The following is a 5,247-nucleotide window of genomic DNA, read 5'->3' on the forward strand; positions in this document are numbered from 1 at the left end:
CTGCCGGCGCGGCTGGCGGCCGATGCCTGGCTGTACCTGGAGTCGCCGGCCGGGCAGGCGCCCGCAGTGCCGGCGTCCTGGGCGCTGTACCGCGAGGGCGGCAGCCGCGAGGTGCGCGCTGCCCTGTACCGGCGCACCGCTGCTACACTTCCCGGCGACCTTCACGCGGTACCCGACGCATGACCGTGGCCCATAGCCGCATCGCCGTCTATCCCGGCACCTTCGATCCGATCACCAACGGCCATATCGATCTGGTCAACCGTGCCGCACCGCTGTTCGAGCAGGTGATCGTGGGCGTGGCGCAGAGCCCCTCCAAGGGGCCGACCCTGCCGCTGGACCTGCGCGTGTCGCTGGCCCGCGAGGCGCTGGCCGGGCACCGCAACGTGGAAGTGCTGGGCTTCGACACGCTGCTGGCGCATTTCGTGCGCTCGGTCGGCGGCGGCGTGCTGCTGCGCGGCCTGCGCGCGGTGTCGGATTTCGAATACGAGTTCCAGATGGCGAGCATGAACCGGCATCTGATCCCGGAGGTGGAGACGCTGTTCCTCACCCCGGCCGAGCAACACAGCTTCATTTCGTCCTCGTTGGTGCGCGAGATCGCGCGCCTGGGCGGGGACGTCTCCGGCTTCGTGCCGCCGTCGGTGGTGCAGGCGCTGGTCCAGGCCCGCCAGGCCGCCGCGCAGCGCTGAGCCGACCACCATTCACTGACGACACAGAGGGAGCCGTTCCATGAACACCACCGCACGCGCGTTGCTGATCGCTTCGCTGGCCCTGGGCTTCACCGCCTGCAAGAAGGAAGAAGCCGCCAAGCCGGCCGCCGACGCGCAGCCCGCGCTGACCGCCCCGGCCAAGGACGACGACGCCGGCTGGAAGAAGTACCTGCAGGAAGTGGCGATCCAGAACATGGGCAACGTCACCAACAGCCCGTTCCTGTATTACCTGCCGCCGGAATCGGATCCGGAGTTCCAGGCCAAGTACGAGCGCCAGGTCGAAAGCGCCACCACCGCCATCGGCCGCGGCATCCAGCCGGGCAACATGCTGGCGTTCGGTTCCTCGGCCTCGGCCAAGATGGCCGACCTGATCGCCGCCGCGTTCGCCAAGGTCGAGGCCAACAGCATGAAGGGCGTGCGCGTGGTCTACATCGGCGCTCCGGCCGACAACGCCCGCGTCGAAGCCGTGGTCAAGCCGACCGGCGCCGACTACATCTTCGTCGAAGCCAAGTAAGCCCCGTGCGGACCGGCGCGCCGATGCGCGCCGGTTCCGCCATCCCGCGCCGCCCGCAACGGGCGGTTGCGCTGCGCAGTTCTGCTGCGTGCCGCGCCACATCGTGGTAGTTGCCCAAGCCGCCTTGCGCTGCATTACAGCGTTCCGCGCCCCGGCGCCGCCTTCGCAGGGCCGTGCCGCCCCGATCCGGTAAACTGCACCGGTCAGTGCCGAAGTGCGCCACATGTCCCTCAAGATCAACGAGCTCTGCGTCAATTGCGACGTCTGCGAGCCGGCCTGCCCGAACCAGGCCATCGCCATGGGCGAGACGATCTACGTGATCGACCCGGCCCGCTGCACCGAATGCGTCGGCCATTTCGACGAGCCGCAGTGCGTGGTGGTGTGCCCGGTGGAATGCATCGACCCGGACCCGGCGATCCCGGAGACCCACGCGCAATTGCTGGCCAAGCTGCAGCGCCTGCAGCGCGACCACCCCGAGTTGTACCCACAGGAGCCCCCCGCCGCATGAGAAGCCTCGTCCGCCGTGTCCTGCTGCTCGCCCTGGTCCTGACGCCGTCGGCGTGGGCCGAGGCGCCGGTCGCCGAGGCGACCGCCACCGCCCCGGCCGCGCATCCGCCCGGCGCCGCGATCGCCAGCGGCCACCGCCTGGCCACCGAGGCCGGCCTGCAGATCCTGCGCGAGGGCGGCAATGCCTTCGACGCCGCGGTGGCGGTGTCCTCGACGCTGTCGGTGGTCGAACCGATCAGCTCCGGCCTCGGCGGCGGCGGGTTCTTCCTGCTGCACGACGCCAAGACGGGCAAGGACGTGATGCTGGACGCGCGCGAAACCGCGCCGGAGTCGGCGACGCCGGCCGCGTTTCTGGACGCCAAGGGCGAGCTGGACCGCGATCGCTCCATCAACGGGCCGTGGTCGGCCGGCATTCCCGGGCTGCCGGCGGCGCTGGTGGAACTGGCGACCAAGCACGGTCGGCTGCCGCTGCGGCAGTCGCTGGCGCCGGCGATCCGCATCGCCCGCGACGGCTTCCCCGTCTACGAGCGGATGGCCGAGGGCTACCAGTCGCGGCGCAAGGTGATGGAGCGCTATCCCGGCACCCGCGAGGTCTATCTGCGCAACGGCCGGCCGATCGCGGTGGGCGACGTGTTCAAGCAGCCGGAACTGGCCAACACGCTGCAACTGCTGGCCGACAAGGGCTTCGACGGCTTCTACCGCGGCGCCACCGCCAAGAAGCTGCTCGCCGGGGTGAAGCAGGCCGGCGGGCGCTGGACCGCGGAGGAACTAGCCGGCTACACGGTCAAGGAGCGCACCCCGATCCGCTTCGACTACAAGGGCTGGACCATCACCACCGCGCCGCCGCCGTCCTCCGGCGGCATCGCCCTGGCCAGCATGCTGCAGATCCTGGAGGGCTACGATCTCAAGACCATGGACCCGGTGCACCGCGTGCACCTGACCGTGGAAGCGATGCGCCGCGCCTACCGCGACCGCACCTTCTTCCTGGGCGACCCGGATTTCACCCACGTGCCGCAGCGCATCCTGCTCAGCAAGGATTACGCGGTGGGCCTGCGCTCGACGATCAATCCGGAGAAGGCCACGCCCAGCGACCTGCTGTCCGGCCAGCCGACCCCGCTGGAAGACGACGAGACCACGCATTTCTCGATCATCGACGGCGAAGGCAACCGCGTCGGCGCCACCCAGACGGTCAACCTGCTATACGGCTCCGGGCTGATCCCCAAGGGCACCGGCGTGCTGCTCAACAACGAGATGGACGATTTCGCGCTGCGTCCGGGTACGCCCAACGCGTTCGGGGTGATGGGCTACGCGGCCAACGCGCCCAAGCCGGGCAAGCGCCCGCTCAGCTCGATGTCGCCCACCTTCATGGAGAACGCGGACAAGGCGATCGTGCTCGGCACCCCGGGCGGCAGCCGTATCATCACCATGGTGCTGCTCGGCATCCTCGGCTACGACGACGGCCTCACGGCGCAGCAGGTCGCCGCGCTGCCGCGCTACCACCACCAGTGGCTGCCGGACGTGATCGAGGCCGAAACCGGCACCTTCGACGCGGCCACGGCCAAGGGCCTGGAAGCGATGGGGCACACGCTCAAGCTGCCCGGCGACACGGCTGAGGACGGCCACGGCTCCAGCCACGTCTGGGGCAACCTGCAGACCGTGGAATGGGACAAGCGCCGCAACGTGCTCAGCGGCGGCAGCGACCCGCGCAACGAAGTCGGCAGCGCCGAAGTGCTGCAGACCGCGCCGGCGCCCTGACGCCCGCGTTTGCGAATCCCCAATCCCGACTCCCGAATCCCCGCCCATGAAACTCTGGTCCATCCAAGGCAACTCGCAGAAACTCGACGGCGGCGCGATGTTCGGCAACGCGCCCAAGGCGATGTGGCAGCAGTGGGCCGCGCCCGACGACGGCAACCGCATCGCGCTGGCCTGCCGCGCGCTGCTGGCCAGTCCGCTGGCCGGCAAGACGGTGCTGTTCGAGACCGGCATCGGCGCGTTCTTCGCGCCGGCGCTGCGCGAGCGCTACGGCGTGCAGGAGCCGCGCCACGTGCTGCTGGATTCGCTGCAGGACGCCGGCTTCGCCCACACCGACATCGACGTGGTGGTGCTGAGCCATCTGCACTTCGATCATGCCGGCGGGCTGCTGGCCGCGTACCGCGAGGGCGCTGCGCCGGAACTGCTGTTTCCCAACGCGCAGTTCCTGGTCGGCGCGGCGCACTGGCAACGTGCGCTGCACCCGCATCCGCGCGACCGCGCCAGCTTCATCCCGGAACTGCCCGGCCTGCTCGAGGCCAGCGGCCGGCTGGAGCTGGTCGACGGCGAGCACTCGCGCGCGCTTGGCGAGGCGGTGCGGTTCCGTTTCAGCGACGGCCACACGCCGGGGCTGATGCTGGCCGAGATCGTCGGCCCCACACACGGCGAGGACGGCCAGACCCATGGCGGCGTGGCGTTCTGCGCCGACCTGATCCCGGGCCGTTCGTGGGTGCACGTGCCGATCACCATGGGCTACGACCGCAACGCCGAGCTGCTGATCGACGAGAAGCGCGCATTCCTGGAAGACGCGCTGGCCCGCGACGTGCGCCTGTTCTTCACCCACGATCCAGACTGCGCGTTGGCGCAGCTGCAGCGCGATGCCAAGGGCCGTTTCGTCACCGCGCACGAACTGCCGGCGCTGCAGGCGCGCGCACTGGCCGCCTGAGCGCGGCGTTGCGGTTTACCAGCGCAGCGCGGCGTGCGCCGGCACGCCGGTAGCGGTGCCGTCCAGTGCCACCGAAAACCCGATCGTGGTGATGCCGTCGCGGTGCTGTGCGAACACGCGCCCGCCATGCATGGTCGCCACCGCCTTGACGATCGCGAGCCCCAGACCATGGCTTTCGCGGCTGTTGGCGCGGGCGGCGTCGCCGCGGTAGAAGCGGTCGAACAGGCGCTGCAGATGCTCCGGCGCCAGCGCCACGCTGGGGTTGGAGAAGGCGATCAGCGCCTCGCCGCCGCGCTGCACGATCTCCACCACGATCGGCGCGTGACCGGCCGAGTGCTGGATGGCGTTGTGCAGCAGGTTGGACAGCGCGCGCCGCAGCAGCGACTTCTCGACCGGCACCACCACGTCGCCGCGCACCTCCACCTGCAGGCCGGCCTCGTCCAGCAGCACCTCGAAGAACTCGACGGTCTTGCCGACTTCCTCGGCCAGCGAGGCGTCCTCGCACTGGCGCGCACGCTGGCCCTGTTCGGCGCGGGCCAGGAACAGCATGTCGGCGACGATCGCGCGCAGCCGCTCCAGTTCCTCCAGGTTCGACTGCAGTACCTGGCGCAACTGTTGCGTGTCGCGGTGGCGGGTCAGCGCCACCTGGGTCTGGCCGATCAGGCTGGCCAGCGGCGTGCGCAGTTCGTGGGCGACGTCGGCATTGAAGCTTTCCTGCTGCGCATAGGCCGCATCGAGCCGGTCGAAGGCCGCGTTCAACGAGGCGCCCAGGTCTTCCAGTTCGCGCGGCAGCCGCGGCAGGTCCAGCCGCCGCCGGTCGTGCG

6 protein-coding genes and 1 pseudogene are annotated in these 5,247 nt (G+C 70.2%); 6 read left to right on the plus strand and 1 reads right to left on the minus strand.

Features of this window, described 5'->3' with window-relative positions:
* The 6 genes and pseudogenes from D183_RS24155 to D183_RS0106700 all read left to right on the plus strand — a co-directional run.
* Positions 1-183, plus strand: a pseudogene (locus D183_RS24155) (16S rRNA (guanine(966)-N(2))-methyltransferase RsmD); the annotation flags it as partial.
* Positions 180-686 carry a pantetheine-phosphate adenylyltransferase gene (gene coaD / locus D183_RS0106680; RefSeq protein ID WP_010342036.1) on the plus strand — a complete coding sequence of 169 codons (507 nt, stop codon included), beginning with the start codon at positions 180-182 and terminating at the stop codon, positions 684-686. The pseudogene D183_RS24155 and the gene coaD, both read left to right, overlap by 4 nt.
* 40 nt (positions 687-726) lie before the next feature.
* Complete coding sequence (locus D183_RS0106685) at positions 727-1,221, plus strand: hypothetical protein (RefSeq protein ID WP_010342035.1); 495 nt, start codon at positions 727-729, stop codon at positions 1,219-1,221.
* Between the two features lie 223 nt (positions 1,222-1,444).
* Positions 1,445-1,729 (plus strand): YfhL family 4Fe-4S dicluster ferredoxin, encoded by a 285-nt coding sequence (locus D183_RS0106690; protein WP_017908325.1) that lies wholly within the window; start codon positions 1,445-1,447, stop codon positions 1,727-1,729.
* Entirely contained in the window at positions 1,726-3,483 is a 1,758-nt protein-coding gene (gene ggt, locus D183_RS0106695; protein WP_017908326.1) for a gamma-glutamyltransferase, read from the plus strand. The genes D183_RS0106690 and ggt overlap by 4 nt, the downstream gene beginning before the upstream one ends.
* A gap of 46 nt (positions 3,484-3,529) precedes the next feature.
* Positions 3,530-4,423 carry an MBL fold metallo-hydrolase gene (locus D183_RS0106700; protein ID WP_017908327.1) on the plus strand — a complete coding sequence of 298 codons (894 nt, stop codon included), beginning with the start codon at positions 3,530-3,532 and terminating at the stop codon, positions 4,421-4,423.
* Between the two features lie 15 nt (positions 4,424-4,438).
* On the opposite strand, the gene D183_RS24160 is transcribed toward D183_RS0106700, so the two are convergent.
* A partial coding sequence (locus D183_RS24160; RefSeq protein WP_017908328.1) for a heavy metal sensor histidine kinase occupies positions 4,439-5,247 on the minus strand: 809 nt, incomplete at its 5' end.

This window comes from Xanthomonas sp. SHU 199, assembly GCF_000364665.1.
In the GTDB taxonomy this organism is placed as follows: Bacteria; Pseudomonadota; Gammaproteobacteria; order Xanthomonadales; family Xanthomonadaceae; genus Xanthomonas_A; species Xanthomonas_A sontii.